General features: G+C 67.6%; 18 protein-coding genes. 5 read left to right on the top strand and 13 right to left on the bottom strand.

Features of this window, described 5'->3' with window-relative positions; all coding sequences use genetic code 11:
* Positions 1-203: 203 nt before the first annotated feature.
* Positions 204-1,916, top strand: a complete 1,713-nt coding sequence (locus P6144_RS11125; RefSeq protein WP_277767827.1) for a DUF885 family protein — start codon at positions 204-206, stop codon at positions 1,914-1,916.
* 150 nt (positions 1,917-2,066) lie between these two features.
* Here the strand turns inward: P6144_RS11125 and P6144_RS11120 are convergent, their stop codons facing one another.
* The 4 genes from P6144_RS11120 to P6144_RS11105 are packed head-to-tail and all read right to left on the bottom strand — an operon-like array spanning position 2,067 to position 8,277.
* The gene (locus tag P6144_RS11120) at positions 2,067-3,497 is read right to left on the bottom strand and encodes an indolepyruvate oxidoreductase subunit beta family protein (protein WP_277767826.1); all 1,431 of its coding nucleotides are present in this window, start codon (positions 3,495-3,497) and stop codon (positions 2,067-2,069) included.
* On the bottom strand, positions 3,497-5,620 hold the full coding sequence (locus P6144_RS11115) for an indolepyruvate ferredoxin oxidoreductase subunit alpha (protein ID WP_277767825.1): 2,124 nt from the start codon (positions 5,618-5,620) through the stop codon (positions 3,497-3,499). Before P6144_RS11115 ends, P6144_RS11120 begins: the two co-directional genes overlap by 1 nt.
* 4 nt (positions 5,621-5,624) lie before the next feature.
* A complete protein-coding gene (locus tag P6144_RS11110) occupies positions 5,625-6,404 on the bottom strand; it encodes a cyclase family protein (RefSeq protein WP_277767824.1) in 780 nt (259 codons plus the stop codon).
* A gap of 31 nt (positions 6,405-6,435) precedes the next feature.
* A complete protein-coding gene (locus P6144_RS11105) occupies positions 6,436-8,277 on the bottom strand; it encodes a tetratricopeptide repeat protein (protein ID WP_277767823.1) in 1,842 nt (613 codons plus the stop codon).
* Positions 8,278-8,438: 161 nt separating this feature from the next.
* On the opposite strand from P6144_RS11105, the gene P6144_RS11100 reads away from it, so the two are divergent.
* Entirely contained in the window at positions 8,439-9,803 is a 1,365-nt protein-coding gene (locus tag P6144_RS11100) for an amidohydrolase family protein (protein ID WP_277767822.1), read from the top strand.
* 69 nt (positions 9,804-9,872) lie between these two features.
* On the opposite strand, the gene P6144_RS11095 is transcribed toward P6144_RS11100, so the two are convergent.
* Positions 9,873-10,346, bottom strand: a complete 474-nt coding sequence (locus tag P6144_RS11095; RefSeq protein WP_277767821.1) for a MarR family transcriptional regulator — start codon at positions 10,344-10,346, stop codon at positions 9,873-9,875.
* Positions 10,347-10,700: 354 nt separating this feature from the next.
* Between P6144_RS11095 and P6144_RS11090 the strand changes: the two genes are divergently transcribed.
* Positions 10,701-12,029: a M24 family metallopeptidase gene (locus tag P6144_RS11090; protein ID WP_277767820.1), complete on the top strand. Its 1,329-nt coding sequence runs from the start codon at positions 10,701-10,703 to the stop codon at positions 12,027-12,029.
* Positions 12,030-12,279: 250 nt separating this feature from the next.
* Here the strand turns inward: P6144_RS11090 and P6144_RS11085 are convergent, their stop codons facing one another.
* Genes P6144_RS11085 through P6144_RS11050 form a run of 8 tightly spaced genes read right to left on the bottom strand, consistent with a single transcriptional unit; the run spans position 12,280 to position 19,815 of the window.
* A complete protein-coding gene (locus P6144_RS11085; protein WP_277767819.1) occupies positions 12,280-13,455 on the bottom strand; it encodes an acyl-CoA dehydrogenase in 1,176 nt (391 codons plus the stop codon).
* A 12-nt stretch (positions 13,456-13,467) separates the two neighbouring features.
* Entirely contained in the window at positions 13,468-13,872 is a 405-nt protein-coding gene (locus P6144_RS11080) for a RidA family protein (protein WP_277767818.1), read from the bottom strand.
* The gene (locus P6144_RS11075) at positions 13,869-14,273 is read right to left on the bottom strand and encodes a thioesterase family protein (RefSeq protein WP_277767817.1); all 405 of its coding nucleotides are present in this window, start codon (positions 14,271-14,273) and stop codon (positions 13,869-13,871) included. Before P6144_RS11075 ends, P6144_RS11080 begins: the two co-directional genes overlap by 4 nt.
* Positions 14,273-15,439, bottom strand: coding sequence for an acyl-CoA dehydrogenase family protein (locus P6144_RS11070; protein WP_277767816.1), 1,167 nt, complete (start codon positions 15,437-15,439; stop codon positions 14,273-14,275). The genes P6144_RS11075 and P6144_RS11070 overlap by 1 nt, the downstream gene beginning before the upstream one ends.
* Positions 15,439-16,254 carry an enoyl-CoA hydratase family protein gene (locus P6144_RS11065; RefSeq protein WP_277767815.1) on the bottom strand — a complete coding sequence of 272 codons (816 nt, stop codon included), beginning with the start codon at positions 16,252-16,254 and terminating at the stop codon, positions 15,439-15,441. Before P6144_RS11065 ends, P6144_RS11070 begins: the two co-directional genes overlap by 1 nt.
* A complete protein-coding gene (locus tag P6144_RS11060; RefSeq protein WP_277767814.1) occupies positions 16,251-16,742 on the bottom strand; it encodes a MarR family transcriptional regulator in 492 nt (163 codons plus the stop codon). Before P6144_RS11060 ends, P6144_RS11065 begins: the two co-directional genes overlap by 4 nt.
* Positions 16,739-17,506: an SDR family oxidoreductase gene (locus tag P6144_RS11055; RefSeq protein ID WP_277767813.1), complete on the bottom strand. Its 768-nt coding sequence runs from the start codon at positions 17,504-17,506 to the stop codon at positions 16,739-16,741. The genes P6144_RS11060 and P6144_RS11055 overlap by 4 nt, the downstream gene beginning before the upstream one ends.
* Positions 17,507-17,511: 5 nt before the next feature.
* The gene (locus P6144_RS11050) at positions 17,512-19,815 is read right to left on the bottom strand and encodes a bifunctional salicylyl-CoA 5-hydroxylase/oxidoreductase (protein WP_277767812.1); all 2,304 of its coding nucleotides are present in this window, start codon (positions 19,813-19,815) and stop codon (positions 17,512-17,514) included.
* A 141-nt stretch (positions 19,816-19,956) separates the two neighbouring features.
* On the opposite strand from P6144_RS11050, the gene P6144_RS11045 reads away from it, so the two are divergent.
* The gene (locus tag P6144_RS11045; protein WP_277767811.1) at positions 19,957-21,126 is read left to right on the top strand and encodes a pyridoxal phosphate-dependent aminotransferase; all 1,170 of its coding nucleotides are present in this window, start codon (positions 19,957-19,959) and stop codon (positions 21,124-21,126) included.
* A gap of 31 nt (positions 21,127-21,157) precedes the next feature.
* Complete coding sequence (locus tag P6144_RS11040) at positions 21,158-22,819, top strand: DUF885 family protein (RefSeq protein WP_277767810.1); 1,662 nt, start codon at positions 21,158-21,160, stop codon at positions 22,817-22,819.
* Positions 22,820-22,829: the final 10 nt, after the last annotated feature.

Genomic DNA, 22,829 nt, shown 5'->3' with positions numbered 1-22,829 from the left:
GTGGAGAGGTATTCTCCACATGCGATACCGTCTCGTTCGTGGCGACTACCCCTCCACCAGCTTCGCTGGTCCCCAGTGTTGGGTCGCCCATGCCCCCGGCATGGGCTTGGATTGCCGGCGGCAATCCAACCCAACGCTCCTCCGGGGGAGGATTTGAACGTCGATGCCACCCGTAACTGGCCGGCCTTAAAGGGAGAATGCACATGATCCGCGCCCTGCGTCTCTTGCTCCTGCCGGTCGGCGCGATGCTGCTGATCGGCGCGGGCGCGCCCGATCTCGATGCGCTGATCGCGCGCTACGAGGCGTTCACCGAACGCTTCCCGATGGAGGCGGGCCGCTCGGATCCGTCGCACGCGCCGGCCGGCTGGCCCGACGAGACGCCCGCCGGCATGGCCGCGCGCAAGGCCGAGCTGCTCGCGATCGACAAGGCGCTCGCCGCCTTGCCCGATGCTGCGCTCGCGTCCGAGGACAAGGTGAACCGCGATTTCCTGCGCCAGATCATCGGCTGGCGCGTCCAGGGCATCGATCTCGACGAGCGCCGCTTCGCCTTTGTCGCGCATGAGGGCTTCTACAACACGCCCTATTACACCGCGCGCGGAGTCGAGGTGCGCAGCGATGCCGATGGCCACGCCTGGATTGCCCGGCTGCGCGGCGTGCCCGCCTATTTCGAGCAGCAGCGCGCCAATCTCGAGCGCGGCATCGCCACGGGCTGGACCCAGCCGGCGCGCGTGGTCGACGTCGCGGTGGCAGTGCTGCGCGCCCAGGTCGCGCGGCCGGTGGCGGAGGACCCGCTGCTCGCGCCGCTGAAGGGGCGAACGGCTCTGGTCGCCGAAGCGAGCATCGTGCTGGAGCGCGAGATCCGTCCCGCCCAGCGCGCGATGCTGGCCTATATCGACGGCCGATACCGCGCGCATGCCCGCAAGGGCCTCGGCATCGCAACCATCCGCGGCGGAAGCGACTATTACAGCTTCCTTCTACGCTACTACACCACCACCGATCTCACCGCCGAACAGGTCCACGCCCTCGGCCTCTCCGAGGTGAAGCGCATCCGCGGCGAGATGGACAAGGTCATCGCCGAAGCCGGCTTCACCGGCAGCTTCGCCGAGTGGCTGCGCTACCTTCGCACCGATCCCCGCTTCTATGCGAAGAGCCGCGAGGAGCTGATCGAGAAGTACAGCGCCGCCGCCAAGCGGATCGACGGCGTGCTGCCCCGCTGGTTCGGCACGCTGCCGCGCCAACCCTTCACCGTCGAGCCGGTCCCCCTCGATCTCGAGGAGGGCTATACCACCGCCCGCTCGGGCGGCGGCGACTTCTCCAGGGGGTTCCCGGGCCGCTTCATCGTCAACACCTCCCACCTCGATCAGCGCCCGCTCTACGAAGTGCCGTCGCTCACCCTGCACGAGGCGGCGCCGGGCCATCATACCCATGCCGCGATCGCGCAGGAGCATCCCGAATGGCCGAGCTTCCGCCGCCAGCGTGACCTGCTCGCCTTTCGCGAGGGCTGGGCGCTCTATTCCGAGCGGCTGGGCCACGAAATGGGCGTGTATCGCGATCCCTATGAGAAGTTCGGCGCGCTCTCCAACGAGATGTGGCGTGCCTGCCGGATGGTGGTGGATACCGGCATCCATGTGATGGGCTGGAGCTACGCCCAGGCCCGCGCCTGCTTCACCGAGAATACCGCGCTGGCCGATATCAACATCGATACCGAGCTCGCCCGCTATATCGGCGCGCCGGGCGGGGCGGTGGCCTACAAGGTCGGCGAGCTCAAGATCCTCGAGCTGCGCCACCGTGCCGAAGCCGCGCTCGGCGACAAGTTCGACATCCGCGCCTTCCACGACCTGATTCTCGGCCAGGGCCAGCTGCCGATGACGATGCTCGAGGCGGTGGTGGACAGCTGGATCGCAGGGCGGAAATAACGTCCTCCGACCCGCAAACCGGCATCTCGATTTCACCGTCATCCCCGCGAAGGCGGGGATCCATTCTGGCTGACCTGTCGGATTGAACCGCTGAGACAGCGTCAATGGATCCCCGCCTGCGCGGGGATGACGAGATAGGAGGCTAAGAAGCTACGAAGCCAAGGCCTCCGTCAGCGCCACGCCTTCCTCGTCTGCAAGCGCCGCCTCGCGCAGGCGTCGCAGCCCGGCCGCATCGAGCCCGCCGGCCTGCCAGCGCGCCACGATCCGCTGATAGTTCCCCAGGCCGCGCTCGAACGTCTCGCCATAGCCCTTGATCAGCCGCTGGCAGCGCACCAGCTCGATCGCCGCATCGGGCGCGGCCGCCCGCACCAGCGCCAGCCAGTCCTCGATCCGCGCCTGCTCGATCTGGTAGCGTAGCGTGCCGCGCCGCCGGCGCCGCCAGCCGGCGAGCAGCGACAGCATCAGGAACCAGCGCAGGCTCGTCGTCTCGACATGTCGACCCTTGGTGAAGAGCGGCGCCAGCTGCCGCGACCAGGTCTTGCTCGCAAGGATACGCCGGCCGATGCCCGCGGGCAGCGTCTCGCAGATCTCCTCGAGCCGCGGGTGCATATATTCGGTGAGCTGGACGATCTGGTCGTCGCTCGCCTTCACCTCGCCGCGCACCCGCGCGAAGCGGCTGGCGCGGACCTTGAGGTCGGCAACGCGGATCGTATCCTCATACGACATCCACAGCGCCAGATGGCGCGCCGCCTCGGCGATCAGTTCCGGGGTGCCGTCCAAGCTTTCGAGCCGGTCGAGATAGAGCGCGGCATAGCCGGCGTCCTGATAGTCCATCAGCCGCTTCACGCCTTCGGTCGCGAAGCCGTGCGCCTCTGCCGGCAGCCGTTCGCGGAGGCGCGCGGCAAAGGTCCGGCCCGCCTCGGTCGTCGGCTCGGGGCTCCCCGTTGCGGCTTCCGCCTCGGCCAGCTTGCCCTGCGCCGCGTCGAACCCCGAGGCAAAGCCCTTCAGGCTCGCCTCGACGCCCTTGCCGCCCGCGCGGATCGCCGCTTCGAACGCCTCGCGCGGGAAGGGGAGCGCGCCGCTTCCGGCGAGCGCGCCGAACAGCACCGAGCTGATCACCGTGCCCGCACGCTCGGACGCGGCTTCCATGTCGAACCCGATGAAGCGTTTCGCGCGCTCGTTGGCCGCGGCGACGATCCGCTCGCTGCTCGCGCGCCCGTCGCCCATCGCCGACTTCTCGGAAATGGCATAGACGCGGTGGGTCGATCCGATCAGCACCGTGTCCTTCGACACGAAGCCGCGCAGGATCGCCCGGCCGGTTTCCATCAGTTCGGAAGCGACGACGACGTCGACATCGCCCGGAATCGGGGTGAGGGAGAGCACCGGCGCGTCTGCACCGGCCGGGATCATCTCGATATAATAGATGGTGGCGCCGGTGCGCTGCGCCACGCCGGGGACGGAGGTGCCCTGCGCGACATAGCCGTTCCGCTCGCCGAGCTGGACGATCCAGTCGGCCAGCACGCCGCCGCCCTGACCGCCCAAGCCCAGCACCGCGATCGCGATGCGCTTGCGCTCGGCCATCAGAAGGCCCTCGCGGCGATGGCGCGGGCGCCGCGCTTCTGCAGGGCGCCGATCATCCAGCTGCGGATGCGCTGGCGGATACGGTCGCGGCGATCGGGATTGGCGATGACATGGGCCTTGTAGAAGGAGGGGCAGAGCACCGCGGCATGGCTCACCTCGCCGCACACGCCGCAGCCGACGCAGCTGTTCTCGACGTGGGCGATCGGATCCTGCCGCAGCGGATCGGGATTGGGCTTGATCGTCAGCGAGGGGCAGCCGGACAGGCGGATGCAGCTATGGTCGCCGGTGCAGGTATCGGGATCGACCCCGAAGCGCTCGCGCACCACCCGCTGGCCGGCCTTCATCGCCTTGGCCAGTTGCGGTTTCACCCGGCGCTGGCGGTTGAGCTGGCATTCGGACTGGGCGACGAGGACCTTGGGTCCCTTCTCTTTGCTCGTCAGCGCCTCGCGGATCGCGTCGCGCATGCCGGCCACGTCATAGGTCCGCGTCATCGTCCGAGCCCAGCCGATGCCGACGCCGCGCACTGCCTTCTCGATCGGGTTGTTGGTCTTGCGGTTGGGCGGCTTGGCGCGCGAGGAGAGGATGTCCTGCCCCCCGGTCGCGGCCGAATAGCCGTTGTCGACGATGATCGTCAGGTTGTCGTCCTGGTTGAAGACCGCGTTGCCGATGCCGGAGGTCAGGCCGTTATGCCAGAAGCCGCCATCGCCCATGATCGCGATCGCCCGCTTGTCCCGCGGCTTGAACGCGGAGGCGCCGGCGGTGCCCAGGCCATAGCCCATCGTCGTGTTGCCGATATGGAAGGGCGGCAGGATCGAGAAGAGGTGGCAGCCGATATCGGCGGAGACGTGGAACGCGCCCATTTCCTTCTGCACCAGCTTCATCGCCGAGAAGATCGGCCGCTCGGGGCAGCCCGTGCAGAAGCCCGCCGGACGCTGCGGCACCGCGCTGGGCGGCAGGGCGGGGGCGGGCTTCTCCACCTCGGCCGGCGCGCGCTCGGGGGCATGGGCGCGCAGGAACTTGGCGACGCCGTCGCGGATCACCGCGCCGCCATATTCGCCCGCGCGCGGCAGCACGTCCTTGCCGATGATGTGCGTATCGAGCCCGGCGCGGCGGACCAGCGTGTTCAGCTCATGCTCGATGAACTCGGGCTGGCCTTCCTCCACCACCAGCACCGCGCGCTTGCCCGCGCAGAAGTCGCGGACCTCGTCGGGGATCAGCGGATAGGTGACGTTGAGGACATAGACCGGGATCGCGGCGTTCCCGTACGCGTCCGACAGGTTGAGCAGCTCCAGCGCGCGGTTGAGCGAGTTGAACAGCCCGCCCTGCACGATGATGCCGATCTCGTCGCTCTCTGGTCCGAAATGCTCGTTGAGCTTGCGTTCCTGCACGAAGCGGATCGCGGCGGGCCAGCGCTGCTCGATCTTCTCCACCTCGTGGAGAAAATTGGCCGGGGGCAGCACGATCCGGTCGGTATCGCGCACCGGCGCCTCGGCCGCCTCGGCCACCGTCAGGGGCGGGCGCATGTTGCCCTTCGCGACGAAGCTGCCGGTGACATGGCAGGCCCGCACCCGCAGCTCGAGCATCACCGGCGTGTTCGAGGCCTCGGACAGCTCGAAACCCTTCTCGACCATATCGACTATCACCGGCAGGCTTGGCCGCGGATCGAGCAGCCACATCTGCGACTTCATCGCAAAGGCATGGGTGCGCTCCTGCATGATCGAGGAGCCTTCGCCATAATCCTCGCCCAGGATCACCAGCGCCCCGCCGGTCACCCCGCCCGAGGCGACGTTGGACAGTGCGTCCGAGGCGACATTGGTGCCCACCACCGATTTCCACGCGACCGCGCCGCGCAGTGGATAGTTGACCGACGCGGCCAGCATCGCCGCCGCCGTGGCCTCGCTCGCCGAGCTTTCGAAATGGACGCCCAGCTCGCCCATCAGGTCGTTCGCGTCGGCGAACACGTCCATCAGGTGGCTGATCGGCGATCCCTGATAGCCGCCGACATAGGCCACGCCGGCCTGGAGCAGCGCCTTGGTGACGGCAAGGATGCCCTCGCCGTGGAAGGTCTCGCCGTCTCCCAGCCGCAGTTGCTCGACTTCCGCCTTGAACGAACGCTCGGCCATGCGCTCAGCCCGCGACCAGCGCCAGCACGCGCAAGGGGCTGCCCGATCCGCCCTTGATCTTGAGCGGCGTGGCCAGGATCACCGCGCCGGTCGGCGGCAGCAGGTCGAGATTCTCCAGGCACTGCAGCCCGTAGCGCCCCGCGGCGTGGAACAGCGTGTGCGCCGGATAGGGCGGGGTGAGCAGATGCGCCTGGCCGGCATCGGTGCCGATCGTCTCGACGCCGAGGCCATGCGCGTCGCGCGCCTCGATCAGGAACTGCACCGCCTCGGCCGAGGGCCCGGGCGTATGCGCGCCGTCCTCACGGCGATTGGTGTAGCCGTCGACGTCGCGCTTCGACCAGTCGGTACGCAGCATGATCCAGCTGCGCGGCGGGATGCGGCCATGCTCGGCCTCCCATGCCTCGATGTCGGCGACGGTCAGCAGATAGTCGGGATTCTCCGTCGACCTGGCCGAGATGTCGATCACCACGGCGGGGGCGATGAAGTCCGCCGGCGGCACGGTGTCGACCGCGTTGTTGGGCAGGTCCTTGCCGGTGATCCAGTGGATCGGCGCGTCGAAATGCGTGCCGGTATGTTCGCTGACGGTGAAGTTGTTCCAGTACCAGGCGACGCCGCGCTCGTCGTAGCGCGAGATCTCTTCCTGGCTGAACCCGGCGCACTGGCCGAACTCGGGCGGCAGCACCAGCGTGGGTGTGTCGGGCGACAGCGTCTGGGTCAGGTCGATCGTGCGGATCTCGCCCGATGCGATGCCTGCGGCGAAGATCTCTAGCGTCTGGCTGGTCATGGTCTGTCCTCCCTGGGTTGGGCGTGCGCGGTCATGCCGGCACGATGTCGAAGGCGATGGTGGTGCGGTGGCCGGCATCCTCGAACGGCACCGTCCCGTGGTAGAAATAGGAGGGGAACAGCACGAGCAGCCCCGGCTCGGGCCGGATCATCCGCGTGATCCGCTCGCGCTCCCCGAGCCGCAGCCCGGTCTCGCCGAACTTGAGCCAGCCCTGGCGATGGAAGTCGACCGCCTGGGGCAGCGCGACATAATAGCAGGCGCTGATCCACCCCTCGGGATGGATATGGTTCTCATGGAACCCCGAGCTGCGCAGCCGCACCGACCAGGAGCCCGAAAAGGCGAAGCGGCCGGTGTTGCGGCGCAGGAAGGGGTGCTCGGTGTCGCGTGGCAGGCCAGCGAGCCACGCAGCCACCTGCGCCTCGATCATCGCGCGCACCCGGGCGATCATCGGGTCGGGCAGCGCGAACAGGTCGTCGCTGGTCTGGGTGCCGCCGCGCAGCGTCTGCTCGAGCGGGTGGGTGTGGTCGCGGTGGAGCGGCGAAAGTGCTGCGTCGAGCCGCGTGTTGAAGCCGGTCACGTCGCCGTCGGCCGGAGTGAGCAGGCTGGCCGAGACGAGGCGATCGGTATCGTTCAGCCAGGCCTCGCGCGGGTCGCCGGTGAAGCGCCAGGCCAGGCCCTGCAGCGCCAGCGCCTGCTGGTCTGCCGGATTGGCGGCGAGCAGCGGCGCGAGCCCGGTGAGCGCCTCGGCCGGGCGGTCGAGGATGATGCGCGCACGTGCCGCCTCGCGCTGAGCAGGTGCGAAGCCCGGTGCGGCGTCGAACGCCGCCAGTGCCGCGTCGCTTTCGCCGAGCGACCAGCGGGCGCGGCCGAGCTGGAAGCGCAGCTCCGGCCCGGCATCCCCGGCATGCGGGGCGAGCAGCGCGGCGGCCCCTGCGGCATCGCCGGCGAGCAGCAGCCTATCGGCCAGGTCGCAGAGCAGCCCCTGATCATCGGGATGGCGGGCCAGCGCGGCGCGGTAGCTGGCGAGCCAGGCGTCTTTGCGCCCCTGCCGCCACAGCAGCCCGTTCAGCGACTGATGCGCCGCGCGATCGGTCGGGCGCAGCGTGATCGCGCGCTCATAGGCGATGATCGCCGCGTCGATCCGCCCCAGGTCCTGCAGGCAATGGCCGAGATTATAGGCGATCTCGGGGCTGGCCGGCGCGGCCTCGCTGGCGCGGGCGAGCAGCGGCAGCGCCTCGTCGGGCCAGCCGGCAAGCCGCAGCGCGACGCCGAGATTGTGCAGCGTCGGGACATGGTCGGGGCGCAGCGAGAGTGACGTACGGAAGGCTGCGATCGCATGGTCCAGCTCGCCATTGGCGCGCCGGGCCTGGCCCAGTATCGCCCAGGCCCGGGCATGGCGCGGGTCGCGGCGCAGCAGCGGCGCCAGCGTCTGGCAGGCGCCGGCCGCGTCGCCGCCGGCCAGCTCCGCCACCGCCAGGTTCACCCGCGCCTCGTCATAGCCCGGTGCCAGGCGCAATGCCTCGCGATAGGCCAGCGCCGCCTCGGCAATCGCACCCAGATCGACCAGGCTGTTGCCCAGATTGTTCTGCACATGCGGCTGGGCCGGCGCGGCGGCGAGCGAGCGGCGGAAGAAATCGGCCGCCTCGTCGTTCCGCCCCGCCTGGCGCGCGATCATGCCGAGCAGCTGGAGCGCATCGGGGTTCTCGGGGGAGAGCCCGAGCACGCGCAGCAATATGGTGCGGGCCGGGTCGGGCTTGCCGCCCTTGGCCAGGGCCATGGCATGCTGCAGCGCTTCGCCCAGCTCGCCCGCAGCCAGGCCGTGCTGCCCCGGTGGCAGCGATGCCGGGCCTCCCGTTAGCCTTGTCTGCTTCATCGCCCGCGATTCCCCTGGCAGCCCCGTCCCAAGAGGACCGCCGAGGGGAAAGGTTGCAAATGCCCCTTGTTTCGTCAAGAGAATCACGCTTTAAATCATGTGTAATTGGGAATGATAGGGGTCGCGCAATGATGGAATCGACGATGGTCCGCGCTCGGCGGATGCAGTTCTTGCGGGGGGCGGCGATCTCCGCGGCGCTGCTGATGGGCGCGCTCACCCCGCATCTCGCCCATGCGCAGCGCGCGATTCCCGAGACGACCGACGACGTCCGCCGCGTGCCGATCCCGCCGATCGATCGCAGCAAGGATCCGATCGTGGTGCTCACCGGCGGCACCCTGCTCGATGGCCGCGGCGGGGCGCCGATTGCCAATGCCGTGGTGGTGATGCAGGGCGATCGCATCGTCTCGGCCGGCCCGGCCGGCACGCCCGTGCCTGCCAATGCCGCGCGCACGATCGATGCGACCGGGCTGTGGATCGTGCCGGGCCTAATCGACCTGCATATCCATTTCACCCAGCAGCGCGGCACCGACATGGGCCGCTATTCGGACAGCCCGGCCGCCGCCGCGATCCGCGGCACGATCCTGGCCGACCAGATGGTCACCGCCGGCATCACCGCGGCGCGCGACGTCGGCACGATGGATGACGTCGCGCTGCGCATCAAGGAAGCGGTCGATCGTGGCATGATCCGCGGCCCGCGCGTGATGTGGAGCGGCAAGCTGCTCGCCAGCACCGGCGGGCACGGCGACGAGGTCACCTCCACCGCCACCGGTCGCGAGAAGCCCAATCTCGGCGGCGATCCGCACGGCGTCGACGGGCCCTGGGAATGGCGCAAGGCCGTGCGAGAGCAGGTCCGCCGCCTGGCCGACTGGATCAAGATCAGTGCGCCTGCCGACAAGGAAGAGCTGGCCGCCGCGATCGATGAGGCACATTCGCTCGGCGTGCCGGTGGCGATCGACAGCTATGGCAAATATACCGACTGGGCGATCGAGGCGGGAGTCGACACGCTCGAGCATCCGCTGCTGATCAGCGACCAGGCCATCGGCCTGATGAAGAAGCATGGCACTGCCTTCGTGCCGACGATCATCGCCTTCGACAATCTGCTGGAGGGCGGCTACCCGACTGCGGGCATCCCGAGCGGCGGCTTCTACTACACCCATTCGCGCCGCTTCGTGATCAACCAGCAGGACCACCTCAAGCGCGTGAACGAGGCCTATCGCGCCGGCGTGCCGATCGGCGTGGGCACCGATGTGCCGTTCGAGAATGAATGGCGCTATCCCGACGCCTATTTCCGCGAGCTCGACTATCTCCACCAGGCCGGCATGACCAATGCCGATGTCCTCGCCTCGGCGACCAGCGTCGGCGCGAAGATCATGCACATGGGAGACAAGCTCGGCACGATCGAGCCCGGCAAGATCGCCGACATCCTGATCGTCGGCGCCAATCCGCTCGATTCGCTCAAGAACCTGCGCGACGTCCGCTACGTCATCGCCGATGGCAAGGTGGTGGTGGACGGTAAGCCCCGCTAAGCGCGTCCTCCACGATCCCTCGGAGGACGACGCTGAAGCCCGGCTCGATCGCTCGAGCCGGGCTTCCCCTTATTCGATTGGCAGCTTGCTCAGGTTCGCGCTGATCTTCTGCAGCGTGCGCAGCAGATGGGCGATGTCGCGGTCGCTCACGCCGTCCATCGCGCGGCTGAACTGGCGGCCGACGATCGGAGTGAGCTTGCGCAGCGTCTGCTGGCCCGCCGGAGTCAGCGTCACCTCGGTGATGCGGTTGTCCTCCGGATTGGGCTCGGTGGTGACGAGGCCCTGCTCGACCATCCGGTCGATGATCCGGCTGATCGTCGAGCGCTTGGTCAGCGCCGCCTCGGCGATCGCGCCGATGCTCGCCGGCTGGCGCTCGCGCAGCACGGTCATCACCCGATAGATCGGCTTGGACACGCCGTGCTTGTGCAGCACGATGTCCATGTCCTCGTGATATTTGAAATCGGCATGCGCCATCAGGTAAAATGGCGAGTTCTCGAGACGGAAATTCGGGCTGCTGGGGTCATAGACAGTACGATTGTCCATCAGGTCCTCTGCCGTTCTTGCCGCGTTCTTCATTGCGCTTGTGGCCATGTTTCCCTCAATCATTCCCCAGGATCAAGACGTTGTGCCGGGCCGGACGGCTTGGGGCAGGCGATTTAGCCGAAAACATATGCATTTGCACCAATTATTCGTCGTTCGCGCCGGCATGGTTCAAATCGGAAGCAGCACAGGCGCCCCGCCGCACGCGGCCGGGCGCTGACCTGGTTCCATCCTGATCGCTGTCGAATCCCCCTTGCCGTTCGATCGGCAAAATATCAACGAAAATTGCGTGATTATTGTTCCATTTCCGTTGCGAGCCTGTCACGTTCTCCCCGGGAAAATCATGGGAGAACAGTCGTGTCGTCGAAGTTCCTGCGCCGCCTGGCCTTGCCGCTCGCGATGCTGCCGCTGCTCGCCGCACTGCCGGCCCAGGGCCAGGAGGCGAAGCGGCGCTGGGATCAGATGTGCCAGATCCGCAAGGACAAGCTCGACCTGATCCTGCCCGAGGTGATGCGCGAGAACGGCATCGACATGTGGATCGTCGCCTCGCGGGAAGGGCATGACGATCCCAATGCCGCGCTGCTCGGCGGCGGCTATGTCGGCGATATCGGCTATTATGTCTTCACCGATCGCACCGGCGGCGGCCGTATCGAGCGCGCGGTGATGGGAATCGGCGGCGCCGGTTTCGATCAGTGCCCGCTCTATGATCTGAAGGTCTCGCCCGCCGAACTGCGCAAGTTCGTCGAGGCGCGCGATCCCAAGCGGATCGGCGTAGATATCGCCACCGAGATCGGCACTGCCGACGGGCTCAGCCACTCGCTCCAGGCGAAGCTGGTCGAGACCCTGGGGCCGGTGCTGGCGGGCCGGCTCGTCTCCGCCGAGAAGCTGGTCTCCGATTTCCGCGGCCGCCACAGCGTCAACGAGATCGCCGCCTTCACCCGCGCCGGCGAATATTCGCGCACCATCCTCGAGCGCGCGCTGTCGAACGAAGTGATCGTCCCCGGCCACACCACCACCGGCGACGTCGCCTGGTGGATGATGGAGCAGCTCCACAAGGAAGGGCTGGGCAACAGCTTCGGCCTGCCGAGCATCTACATCCTCGGCCCGGGCGAGCGCGGGCCGGTCTCGGGCGATCACATCATCCAGCCGGGCGACCTGATCACGGTCGATTGGGGCGTGAACTATCTCTTCTACTACACCGACATGAAGCGCATGGCCTATGTGCTCAAGCCCGGCGAGAACGCGCCGCCGGCCGGCGTGCAGCGCGCCTATGACAAGGCGCAGGAGATCCGCCGGATGATCCTCGACGTGGTCCGTCCGGGGGTGAAGGCGGGCGATGCGCTGTCGGCGGTCAACAAGCGCGTGGCGGAGACGCCGGGGCTGGTGCTCGGCCGCTATGACGATCCGAGCAAGGACCTGAAGGTCTCCGATGTGGTGATCGGCAGCCATTCGGTGGGCGATTGGGGCCATGGCTCGGGCCCGTCGATCGCCGACTTCAACCCGCTGCGCATGGGCTACACGCTGCGGCCGACCAATTTCCTGTCGATCGAGCTGTTCCTCTACACGCCGGTGCCCGAATGGGGCACGCGCAAGATCAAGATCCCGCTCGAGGACAATGGCGTGGTCACCGATCGCGGCTTCGAATGGGCCTATCCGCCCAACAGCCGCATCCTGCTGGTCAAGTGAGGGCAGGGCGGCCGCGCGCTTGCAATGTAGGATTTCGCGTGCTGGGCTCGGGCGGCCAGGCCTAGGGGCCGGGCCGCTCTTTGCCTTGTTGGAAAGATAGGATCATCCGCGCGCAAGGATGTTGCGAGATCGGGCGCACTTGCGGGAACTGTGTCAACGCAAGGCGCGCGAAAACCCGCTCCTGGCATGTACTTCGTGTACTTTGGCGAGTCGTTTCCCGGCCCGCTGTAGGAAGCGGGCCGGGTAGGGATCAGAAGGCAGCGATGCCGGTGATCGCCCGGCCCAGGATCAGGGCGTGCACGTCATGCGTGCCCTCATAGGTGTTGACCGTCTCGAGGTTCATCGCGTGGCGCATCACCTGGAACTCGCCCGAGATGCCGTTGCCGCCGTGCATGTCGCGCGCCGCCCGGGCGATATCGAGCGCCTTGCCGACATTGTTGCGCTTGACGATCGAGATCATCTCCGGCGCGAACTGGCCGGCATCGATCAGCCGCCCGACCCGCAGCGACGCCTGCAGGCCGAGCGTGATCTCGGTCTCCATGTCGGCCAGCTTCTTCTGGAAGAGCTGGGTGGCGGCCAGCGGCCGGCCGAACTGGTGCCGGTCGAGGCCATATTGGCGCGCGGCGTGGAAGCAATATTCGGCGGCGCCCAGCGCGCCCCAGCTGATCCCGTAGCGGGCGCGGTTGAGGCACGAGAAGGGGCCCTTCAGCCCCTCGACCTCGGGCAGCAGCGCGTCTTCGCTCACTTCGACATCGTCGAGCTGGATCATGCCGGTGATCGAGGCGCGCAGGCTCAGCTTGCCTTCGATCTTCGGCGCCGAAAGCCCCTTCATGCCCTTTTCGAGCACGAAGCCGCGGATCGCGCCGCCATGCGCGTCGGACTTGGCCCAGACCACGAACACGTCGGCGATCGGGGCGTTCGAGATCCAGGTCTTGGCGCCGTTCAGCCGGTAGCCGCCGTCGATCTTCGCCGCGCGGGTGCGCATGCCGCCGGGATCGGATCCGGCATCGGGCTCGGTCAGCCCGAAGCAGCCGATCCATTCGCCGCTGGCGAGCTTCGGCAGGTATTTCTGCTTCTGCGCTTCGGAGCCGAAGGCATGGATCGGGTACATCACCAGGCTCGACTGGACGCTCATCATCGAGCGGTATCCCGAGTCGATCCGCTCGACCTCGCGGGCGATCAGGCCATAGGCGACATAGGATGCGCCGACGCCGCCATAGGCCTCGGGCACCGTCGGTCCCAGCAGCCCGAGCTCGCCCATCTCGCGGAAGATGGCCGGATCGGTGACTTCCTTGTCGAACGCCTCGATCACCCGCGGCGCCAGCCGGGCCTGGGCATAGTCGCGCGCGGTGTCGCGGATCATCCGCTCCTCGTCCTCCAGCTGCGCGTCGAGCAGCAGGGGATCAGCCCAGTCGAATTTCTGCATGTCGGGGGTTCCTCAGGCGGTGGGGACGACCGCGATCGTCTCGATCTCGACCTTGGCTTCGGCCTCGACCAGCGCGGCGACTTCGACCACGGCCATTGCCGGATAGTTACGGCCGATCAGGTCGCGATAGGCGGTGCCAATTGCGGCGATGTCGGTGAGATATTCGTCCCGGCTGGTTACGTACCAGGTCATCCGCACGATATGCTCCGGCCCGGCGCCGCCCTCGGCGAGGATCGCCAGCGTGTTGACCAGCACCTGGCGGAACTGGCCGGCGAGATCGGGGGCGACGAAGCGCTCTTCCTCGTCCCAGCCGACCACGCCGGCGGTGAACACCATCCGGCCGCTGGCGGCGATGCCGTTGGCATAGCCGCGCGGGCGTTTCCAGCCGGGGGGGAGTAGGCTCTGATGGGCGGTCATTGGCATTCCATTTCAAGGCGTTGGCGATATTCGGGCGGCCAGGGCTGCGAAGCGCCCGAGGCGAGATCGATCAGCACCTGGGTGAGGCGGACGGAGAAGCGCGGCGCGCCTTCGCAGGTCACTTCGACTTCGAGATCGATCGAGCTGTTGCCGATCCGGGTGAGCTGCACCGCGAAGTCGAGCCGGTCGCCCAGCCTGCTAGGCGCGGTGAAGGTGGCGGCAAGGCTGGCGGTCGGCAGGCCGAGCCCGCGGCCCATGTGCATCGCCCGCCGGTCGTCGCCGAGCACCGCCGGGGTCCAGTCCTCCACCGCGGCATCGCACAGCTCGAGACAGCGCGGGTAGAAGGCGATGCCCGCAGGGTCGCAATGCGCGAAGCGCAGGGGATAGGTGACGCGGAACATCAGTCGGCGCTTTGCGCCAGGTGCTGGCGGGCGATGACGATCTTCTGCACTTCGGAGGCACCCTCGTAGATGCGCAGCGCCCGCACTTCGCGGTACAGCGCCTCGACCGGCGCGCCGACGGTGACGCCCAGGCCGCCGAAGATCTGCACGGCCTTGTCGATCACCTGCTGGGCGCTGTCGGTGGCGTGGAGCTTGGCCAGCGCCGCCTCGCGGGTATTGCGCTGGCCCTGCACGTCGCGCAGCCAGCCGGCGCGGTAGATGAGCAGCGCGGAGGTATCGATATCGAGCACCATCTCGGCGAGCTTGGACTGGGTCACCGGATTGTCGGCGAGCGTGCCGTCGCCCAGCCTGCGACTGCGGGCCCGCGCCGTCGCCTCGTCGAGCGCCCGGCGAGCGAAGCCCAGCGCTGCCGCGCCCACGGTGGTGCGGAAGATGTCGAGCGTCGCCATCGCCGCCGCGAAGCCGCGCCCGGCCTCGCCGAGCAGCGCGTCGGCGGGGAGCCTCATGTCGGTGAATTCCAGCGTGGCGAGTGGGTGGGGGGCGATCACTTCGATCCGCTCGGTGACACTGAGGCCCGGCGTTTCGGCATCGACGATAAAGGCGGATACGCCTTTGGCGCCGGGTGCCTCGCCGGTGCGGGCGAACAGGACGTAATAGTCTGCAATGCCGCCGTTCGAGATATAGGTCTTGGCGCCGTTGACCTGCCAGCCGGTGGCTGTGCGCTCGGCCAGCGTCTCCATCGCGGCGACGTCGGACCCCGATCCCGGCTCGGTCAGCGCGAAGGCGGCGATCTTCTCGCCGCGGGCCACGGCGGGGAGATAGGCGGCCTTCTGTGCCTCGGTGCCGAACAGCGAGATCGTGCCCGAACCCAGCCCCTGCATCGCAAAGGCGAAGTCGGCCAGCCCAGAATGGCGTGCCAGCGTCTCGCGGATCAGCGCCAGCGAACGGATGTCGAGCGTCTCGTGCATGCCGCCCCAGGCCGCCGGCACGCAGTAGCGCAGCCAGCCGCCCTCGCCGAGCGCGCGGACCAGCCGGCGGCATTCGGCGTCGACGTCCGCGCCGTGATGGTCGGAGAGGTTGGCTGCGCACCAGGCCTCGAGGTCAGCGGCCAGCTGGCGATGCCCGTCATCGAGGAACGGCCAGTCGAGGAAGCTGCGGTCGGCCATCAGTCGCCCTCGAACACTGGGGTACGCTTCTCTGCAAACGCCTCGAAAGCGCGGCGGAAGTCCCTGGTTGCCATGCAGATCGCCTGGGCTTGCGCTTCCATTTCGATCGCGGTCTCGACGCTCACGGCCCATTCGGTGTTGAGCTGGGTCTTGGTGATGCCGTGCGCGAAAGTGGGGCCGGCGGCGATGCTGCGCGCCAGCGCCTGCGCCTCGCCCAGCAGGCTCTCGGCGGGCACCAGCCGGTTGTGGAAGCCCCAGCGCTCGCCTTCCTCGGCGGACATCATCCGGCCGGTGTAGAGCAGGTCGGATGCGCGGCCCTGGCCGATGATCCGTGGCAGGATCGCGCAGGCCCCCATGTCGCAGCCCGCCAGGCCGACGCGGGTGAACAGGAAGGCGGTCTTCGCCCCCGGCGTGGCGAGGCGGAGGTCCGATGCCATCGCCATGATCGCCCCGGCGCCCACGCAGATGCCGTCGATCGCGGCGACGATCGGCTGCGGGCAGGCGCGCATCGCCTTGACCAGGTCGCCGGTCATCCGGGTGAAGGCTAGCAGTTCGGGCATCGCCATCTCGGTCAGCGGGCCGATGATCTCATGGACGTCGCCGCCCGACGAGAAATTGCCGCCCGCGCCGGTGACCACCACCGCCTTCACCTGCGGCGTATAGACGAGGTCGCGGAAGGTATCACGCAGCTCGGCATAGCTTTCGAAGGTCAGCGGGTTCTTGCGCTCGGGCCGGTTGAGCGTGACGGTCGCCACCCCGTCGGCGAAGGCCCAGCCGAAATGCTTGGGCGCGAAGCTGGTCGGATCCATGGTCATTCCTTCTCCCCATCGGCAGCGAGCGAGTCCTTGAGCACCCCCAGCAGCTGGTGGAGATGGCCGCGTTCTTCGCGGCCCAGCCCGGCCAGCATCGCTTCGATCCATTCGTGATGCGCCTCGGCGAGCCCGGCGAAGCACTCGCGCCCCAATTGGCTCAGCCGCACGATCGAGGAGCGGCCATCGGTGGGCGAGGGCGCCAGGCTCACATAGCGATCGCGCACCAGCGCCTGGACGACGCCGGTGACGTTGCCGTTCGACACGAGCAGCGCCTGCGAGAGCTGGCCCATCGTCATCCCCTCCGGGTGCCGGTCGAGCGCGGCCATCACGTCGAAGCGGGGCAGCGTCATGTCATATTGGTCGGCGAATCCGCGCTTCAGCCGCTTCTCGATCACCGTGGTGCAGGTGAGCAGCCGCAGCCACAGCCGCACGCTGCCGCGATCGTCGAGCGCGCCGTCATGCTTTTCGCGCAGCGGTGCGGGGCGGCTCACGTGACTTCTCCACCGGCGATCGGGATCGCCTGGCCGGTCACCGATCCGCTGGTGGGCAGGCATAGCCACACCGCCGCTTCGGCCACCTCCTGTGGAGCGATCAACCGCTTCTGCGGGTTGTGGCGGGTCAGCTCGGCCAGCGCCTCGGCCTCGCTGCGCCCGGTGCGGCTGGTGATTGTCGCGATCGTCTTGGCGACGATGTCGGTGTCGGTGAAGCCCGGGCAGAGCGCATTGGCGGTGAGCGGGGTCGCGGCGAACTCGGCGGCCAGCGCGCGCATCAGCCCGATCGCGCCATGCTTCGAGGCGACATAGGGCGCAGTATAGCCATAGCCCTTGAGGCCCGCGGTGGAGGCCACGGTGACGATCCGCCCGGCAGGCACCGCCAGCAGATCGGGCAGCGCGGCCTGGCAGCAATCGAACAGCGCGTCGAGATTGGTCGACATCGTCGCGCGCCAGGCTTCCGCAGTCACCTTGGCGAAGGGTGCGCTGGGGGCGATGCCGGCATTGTTGACCAGGATGCCGATCGGGCCGTGCGCAGCACGGGCAGCGCCGAAGGCGGCGTCGATCGAAGCGCGGTCGGTCACGTCCGCGGGTATGGGGATCGCGCCCGGGATCGTCTCGGCGACCGCTTCCAGCGCTTCGAGCCGGCGCCCGACCAGCGTCAATCGCGCACCTTCCGCTGCCAGCGCACGGGCGATCGCCGCGCCGATGCCCGATCCCCCGCCGGTGACGACGGCATGCACGTCCTTGAGACGCATCGGCATCGGCATCAGCTCCGCATCACCGCGCCGGTTTCGGCGGCGCGTTGCAGGTTGCGGGCGAGCTGGCTCATCCCGCCCAGATATTGCGGCGGCACGCGCACCCCGCGATAGCCGTGCTGCGCGGCAGCACGCAGCGTCCACATCGGATCGACCATGTGCGGCCGCCCGATCGCCACCAGATCGGCGCGGCCGGCGGCGAGGATCGAATTGGCGTGGTCGGTCTCGAAGATATTGCCCACCGCCATGGTCGAGACGCGCGCCTCGTTGCGGATCTTGTCGGCAAAGGGCGTCTGGAACATGCGGCCATAGACCGGCTTGCACTCGGCCCAGGTCTGACCGGCCGATACGTCGATCAGGTCGGCACCCGCTTCGTCGAAGGCACGGGCGATCTCGACAGCTTCCTCGGGCGTGACGCCCTGGCCGCCCATCCAGTCGGTCGCCGAGATGCGCACCGACATCGGCCGCTCGGCGGGCCAGGCGGCGCGCATCGCCGCGAACACTTCGAGCGGATAGCGCAGCCGGTTCTTGAGACTGCCGCCATATTCGTCGGTGCGGGTGTTCTGGAGCGGCGTGATGAAGCTCGACAGCAGATAGCCATGCGCGGCGTGCAGTTCGATCATGTCGAAGCCGGCATCCACCGCCATCCGCGCGGCGGCGACGAACTGGTCGCGCACCGCATCCATGTCTGCCCGCGTCATCGGTCGCGGCGCCGCATTGCCGGCGCTCCACGGCACATCGGACGCGGCGATCAGCGGCCAGTTCCCCTCTGCCAGCGGCTGGTCCATTCCCTCCCAGCCGATCCGGGTCGAGCCCTTGGCGCCCGAATGGCCGAGCTGGAGGCAGATCTTCGCGCCGCTATTGGCATGGACGAAATCGGTGACCCGACGCCACGCCGCGACATGCTCGGGCGCGTACATGCCCGGGCAGCCCGGGGTGATCCGCCCCTCGGGCGAGACGCAGGTCATCTCGGTATAGACCAGCCCGGCGCCGCCCTGGGCGCGGGTGCCGTAATGGACGAGGTGGAAGTCGTTCGGCGTGCCGTCCACCGCCGAATACATCGCCATCGGCGAGACGACGACGCGGTTGTCGAGCGCCATGTCGCGCAGCTTGTAGGGTGCGAACATCGGCGGCACCGACTTGTCGCCCTTGCCGCCCGGCGCCTGTGCCTGGAACCAGCGCTCGACGCCTTCCAGCCATGCCGGATCGCGCAGGCGCAGATTCTCGTGGCTGACGCGCTGCGAGCGGGTGAGCAGCGAATAGGCGAACTGGATCGGCGCGAAGGGGAGGTAGCGGTCGAGCGTCTCGAACCATTCGGTCGAGTTGCGCGCGCTGTTCTGCAGCTTGAGCACTTCGACGCTGCGCTCGGCCTGATATTCGGCCAGCGCCTGTTCGCGCCCGAGGCCGGGGCGGTTGAGCACCTCGGCCAGCTTGATCGCATCCTCCAGCGCCAGCTTGGTGCCCGATCCGATCGAGAAATGCGCGGTGTGCGCAGCGTCGCCGAGCAGGATCAGCTTGTCGTACGACCAGCGCCCGGTGACGATCCTGCGGAAGTTGAGCCACGCCGCCGAGCCGCGCAGGTGGCCGGCGTTCGACATCAGCGCATTGCCGTCCAGATATTTGCCGAACACGCGCTCGCTGAAGGCGATCGCGTCGTCCTGCCCGGCCTGGTCGAGGCCCAGCGCCTGCCAGGTCTCGGGCGCCATTTCGACGATGAAGGTCGAGAGCTGATCGTCGAAGCGATAGGCGTGCGCCCACACCCAGCCTTCGGGCAGCTGCTCGAAGGCGAAGGTGAAGGCGTCGAACACCTTGTGCGTGCCGAGCCATATGTACTTGTTGCGGCGCGGCTGGATGTCGATGTCGAAATGCTCGGCATAGCGGTCGCGGATGCGGCTGTTGGCGCCGTCGGCGACGATGACCAGGTCATAGTCCGCCCAATCGGCCAGGTCGTCGCTCGCCTCATGCTCGAAATGGAGCTGCACGCCGAGATCGCGGGCGCGCTGCTGGAGGATCGCCAGCAGCCGCTTGCGGCCGATGCCGATGAAGCCGTGCCCCGAGGAGCGGATGCACTCGCCATGGATATGGACGTCGATATCGTCCCAATGCGCGAACTCGCCGCGGATCGTCTCGCCGCTGACGGGATCGTTGGCCAGCAGATTGTCGACCGTCTGGTCGGAGAAGACCACGCCCCAGCCGAACGTGTCGTCCGCGCGGTTGCGCTCGAAGACATGGATCTCGTGGCTGCTGTCGCGCACCTTCATCGAGATGGCGAAATAGAGGCCCGCCGGCCCGCCGCCCATGCATGCGATCTTCATCGAGCAGATACTCCTTCGCGGCGACTCCGTCCGTGTCACCTAACGCCCGTACGCTAGATATTTCAAGCCTGAAATTTCAAGCTTGAAATATCATATATCACGCAATTATTCACGGGTAACAGAGTCGCAAAGGGGTCGAATATGAAGTGGCCGGCACAGCGCCTTACGGGCGGATCGAAGAAGAGCTTCGGCATGTATGACGAAGCGTCCAAGCTGGATGCGGCGGGAGTGGACCTGATCCACCTCGAGTTCGGCCGCCCGCACGCCGATACGCCGGTGCACATCAAGGAGGCGGCCAAGGCCGCGCTCGATGCCGGCATCGTCCATTACGGCGATTTCCGCGGCACGCTCTCCTTCCGCCAGGCGCTGGTCAGGAAACTCGCAGAGTTCAACAGGCTCGATTACGCCATCGACGAGGTGCTGGTGTGCAACGGGCTCACCCATGCCTCGTTCGCCGCCTTCATGGCCGCGATCGATCCGGGCGACGAAGTGATCCTGCTCGATCCCTATTACCCGCAGCACATCGGCAAGACCGAGCTGGCCGGCGGCAAGGTGGTTATCGCCGAACTCGACAAGGCGAACGACTTCGCGATCTCGAAGGAGAAGATCGTCGCGAAGATCACCGATCGCACGCGGATGATCGTGCTGGTCAACCCGGCCAACCCCACCGGCCGCGTCTATAGCCGCGAAGAGCTGCAACACGTCGCCGATCTGGCGATCGAGCACGACCTGCTGGTGCTGTCGGACGAGGTCTATGAGTACATCACCTATGGCAAGGCCGAGCATGTCAGCATCGCCAGCCTGCCCGGCATGCGCGAGCGGACGATCACCTGCTTCGCCTTCACCAAGGCCTATTCGATGGATGGCTGGCGGATCGGTTATCTGACCGCCGATGCAAAGCTGATGCCCGCGATCATGCGCATCACGATGACCGACGTGACGCACGTCAACGTGTTCATCCAGGAAGGCGCCCGCGCCGCGGTGGAAGGGCCGCAGGACGCGATGCTGGCAATGGTCGAGGCCGATCGCCGCAAGCGTGACATCGTCGTCCAGGCATTGAACCAGATGCCCGGCGTCACCTGCGCCGAGCCGGAGGGGACGATCTATGCCTTTCCGGACATCAGCGGCACCGGCAGGTCCTCGCACGACCTCGCCATGGCGATCCTGAAGGAGGCGCATGTCGTGGTCGAGTCGGGCAGCTTCTACGGCCCGGGTGGCGAGGGGCATCTGCGCGTCTGCTTCGGATCGGAATCCGAGGTGCGGGTTAGCGAGGCAATGGAGCGGCTGGGCCGGTTCTTCAACGCGCTTTGAACGGCGCACGGGCAGGGAGTTCGGGGGGAATATGCGCAAGAAACATCGTCTGATCGTCGCCGGAGCCATGCTTGCTGCGGCAGCCGTTCCTATCGTCTTTGCCCGCCCCGCCGACGCGCAGACCGTCGCGCCGGCGTCGCAGGGCTATGATGCGCTCCTCGCGCTCTACAAGGAATTCCGCGCCTTCGTGCCGCCGCCGATGGTGCAGGGCGTGCCCGACTATTCGCCGGCGACCATGGCGCGGCAATATGCCGAGCTGCAGCGCTTCGAGGCGCGGCTGGCGGCGATCGACGACAGCGCATGGCCGATCCCCCAGCGCGTCGATTATATGGTCGTGCTCGCCGAGATGCGCGGGTTCGAATTCCAGCACCGGGTGATGCAGCCCTGGAAGCGCGACCCGGCCTTCTACAGCACCACCAATCTCGGCTTCGGGCCGAAGATGCACGGCGCGATCGCAATCCCCAAGCTGCCGATTGCCAAGGACAAGGCCGATGCGTTGGCGGCGAAGCTCAACGCGGTGCCCGAAGCGCTGCGCCAGGCGCGGGTGAACCTCACCGATGCGCGCGGCGACCTTGCCCGGCTCGCCATCGTGCAGAAGCAGGTGGAAGTGAACGTCTATGGCGAGCTGGCCGCGCAGGCAGCGAAGCTCCAGCCGTCGCTGGCAGCGCCGGCAAAGCGCGCCCAGGCAGCCGCCGCCGAGTTCAAGGCGTGGCTGGAAAGCATCGAGGCCGGGCTTCCCGCCTATGGCGGCGTCGGCGCCGAGAACTATGCCTGGTATATCAAGCACGTCCTGCTGCTGCCCTACACGCCGGAGGAGATAAAGGTCATCGGCGACCGGGAGTATCAGCGGCAGGTCACCTGGCTGAAGATCGAAGAGCATCGCAACCGCGCCATCCCGATGCCCGAGCCGGTAAAGACTGCCGCCGAGTTCGAGGCCAAGCGGAAAACCGAGGATGAGGACCTGCTCAAGTTCCTCCGCGACGGCCAGTGGGTGACGATCCCCGACTATGTGAAGCATGATCCGGAGGAAGGTCCCTATGTCTTCCCGTTCGAGAAGGACCCGAAAAAGCCGGGCCTGTTCGATCCGCCCCAGCATCTCCATTTCTTCTTCCAGGCCGAGTTCCGCGACGGCCGCCCGCTGCGCGCGCATAATTTGCCCGGTCATGCCTTCGACGCGCTTCAGAATGCACGCGACACGCGCCCGATCCGCGGAGGCCAGCGGCTGTTCTTCGTCAACGGCCTGCGCAACGAAGGCTGGGCCTTTTATCTCGAGGAGTTCCTGATCCAGTCGGGCATGCTCGAGGATCGGCCCAAGGCGCGCGAGATCGACTATATCCTCGGCGCCAAGCGTGCCGCGCGCATCCTTCCCGAGCTGAAGATGCAGGCGAACGAATGGACCTGGAAGCAGGCCAATGCCTCGCTCATCTCGCGCACGCCCAAATGGATGTATCCGGGGGATGCTGTCGCCCAGTTCGATATCGAGCTGTATCTGCGCCAGCCCGGCTATGGCGTCGGCTATTACATGGGCAAGGTCGAGCTCGAGAAGCTGCTCTCCGACGTGGCGATGCAGGAGGGTGACAAGTTCGACATCAAGTCGTTCCACGATCGCTTCCGCGCCGCCGGCTCGATCCCGATCTCGCTGATCCGCTGGGAGATGACCGGCAAGGACGACGAGGTCCGCACCATGCGGTGACGCGTCCGGC

The sequence above is a fragment of the Sphingomonas sp. HITSZ_GF genome (assembly GCF_029543155.1).
In the GTDB taxonomy this organism is placed as follows: domain Bacteria; phylum Pseudomonadota; class Alphaproteobacteria; order Sphingomonadales; family Sphingomonadaceae; genus Sphingomonas.
Note: the sequence above shows the minus strand (reverse complement) of the source record. Positions and strands in the feature narration are given on the sequence as shown.

Excerpts from the sequence above, each read along its gene's own strand:
- P6144_RS11125 (WP_277767827.1), top strand. The coding sequence starts at position 204 with ATGATCCGCGCCCTGCGTCTCTTGCTCCTGCCGGTCGGCGCGATGCTG.
- P6144_RS11120 (WP_277767826.1), bottom strand. The coding sequence starts at position 3,497 with ATGGCCGAGCGCAAGCGCATCGCGATCGCGGTGCTGGGCTTGGGCGGT.
- P6144_RS11115 (WP_277767825.1), bottom strand. The coding sequence starts at position 5,620 with ATGGCCGAGCGTTCGTTCAAGGCGGAAGTCGAGCAACTGCGGCTGGGA.
- P6144_RS11110 (WP_277767824.1), bottom strand. The coding sequence starts at position 6,404 with ATGACCAGCCAGACGCTAGAGATCTTCGCCGCAGGCATCGCATCGGGC.
- P6144_RS11105 (WP_277767823.1), bottom strand. The coding sequence starts at position 8,277 with ATGAAGCAGACAAGGCTAACGGGAGGCCCGGCATCGCTGCCACCGGGG.
- P6144_RS11100 (WP_277767822.1), top strand. The coding sequence starts at position 8,439 with ATGCAGTTCTTGCGGGGGGCGGCGATCTCCGCGGCGCTGCTGATGGGC.
- P6144_RS11095 (WP_277767821.1), bottom strand. The coding sequence starts at position 10,346 with ATGGACAATCGTACTGTCTATGACCCCAGCAGCCCGAATTTCCGTCTC.
- P6144_RS11085 (WP_277767819.1), bottom strand. The coding sequence starts at position 13,455 with ATGCAGAAATTCGACTGGGCTGATCCCCTGCTGCTCGACGCGCAGCTG.
- P6144_RS11080 (WP_277767818.1), bottom strand. The coding sequence starts at position 13,872 with ATGACCGCCCATCAGAGCCTACTCCCCCCCGGCTGGAAACGCCCGCGC.
- P6144_RS11075 (WP_277767817.1), bottom strand. The coding sequence starts at position 14,273 with ATGTTCCGCGTCACCTATCCCCTGCGCTTCGCGCATTGCGACCCTGCG.
- P6144_RS11070 (WP_277767816.1), bottom strand. The coding sequence starts at position 15,439 with ATGGCCGACCGCAGCTTCCTCGACTGGCCGTTCCTCGATGACGGGCAT.
- P6144_RS11065 (WP_277767815.1), bottom strand. The coding sequence starts at position 16,254 with ATGACCATGGATCCGACCAGCTTCGCGCCCAAGCATTTCGGCTGGGCC.
- P6144_RS11055 (WP_277767813.1), bottom strand. The coding sequence starts at position 17,506 with ATGCCGATGCGTCTCAAGGACGTGCATGCCGTCGTCACCGGCGGGGGA.
- P6144_RS11050 (WP_277767812.1), bottom strand. The coding sequence starts at position 19,815 with ATGAAGATCGCATGCATGGGCGGCGGGCCGGCGGGCCTCTATTTCGCC.
- P6144_RS11045 (WP_277767811.1), top strand. The coding sequence starts at position 19,957 with ATGAAGTGGCCGGCACAGCGCCTTACGGGCGGATCGAAGAAGAGCTTC.
- P6144_RS11040 (WP_277767810.1), top strand. The coding sequence starts at position 21,158 with ATGCGCAAGAAACATCGTCTGATCGTCGCCGGAGCCATGCTTGCTGCG.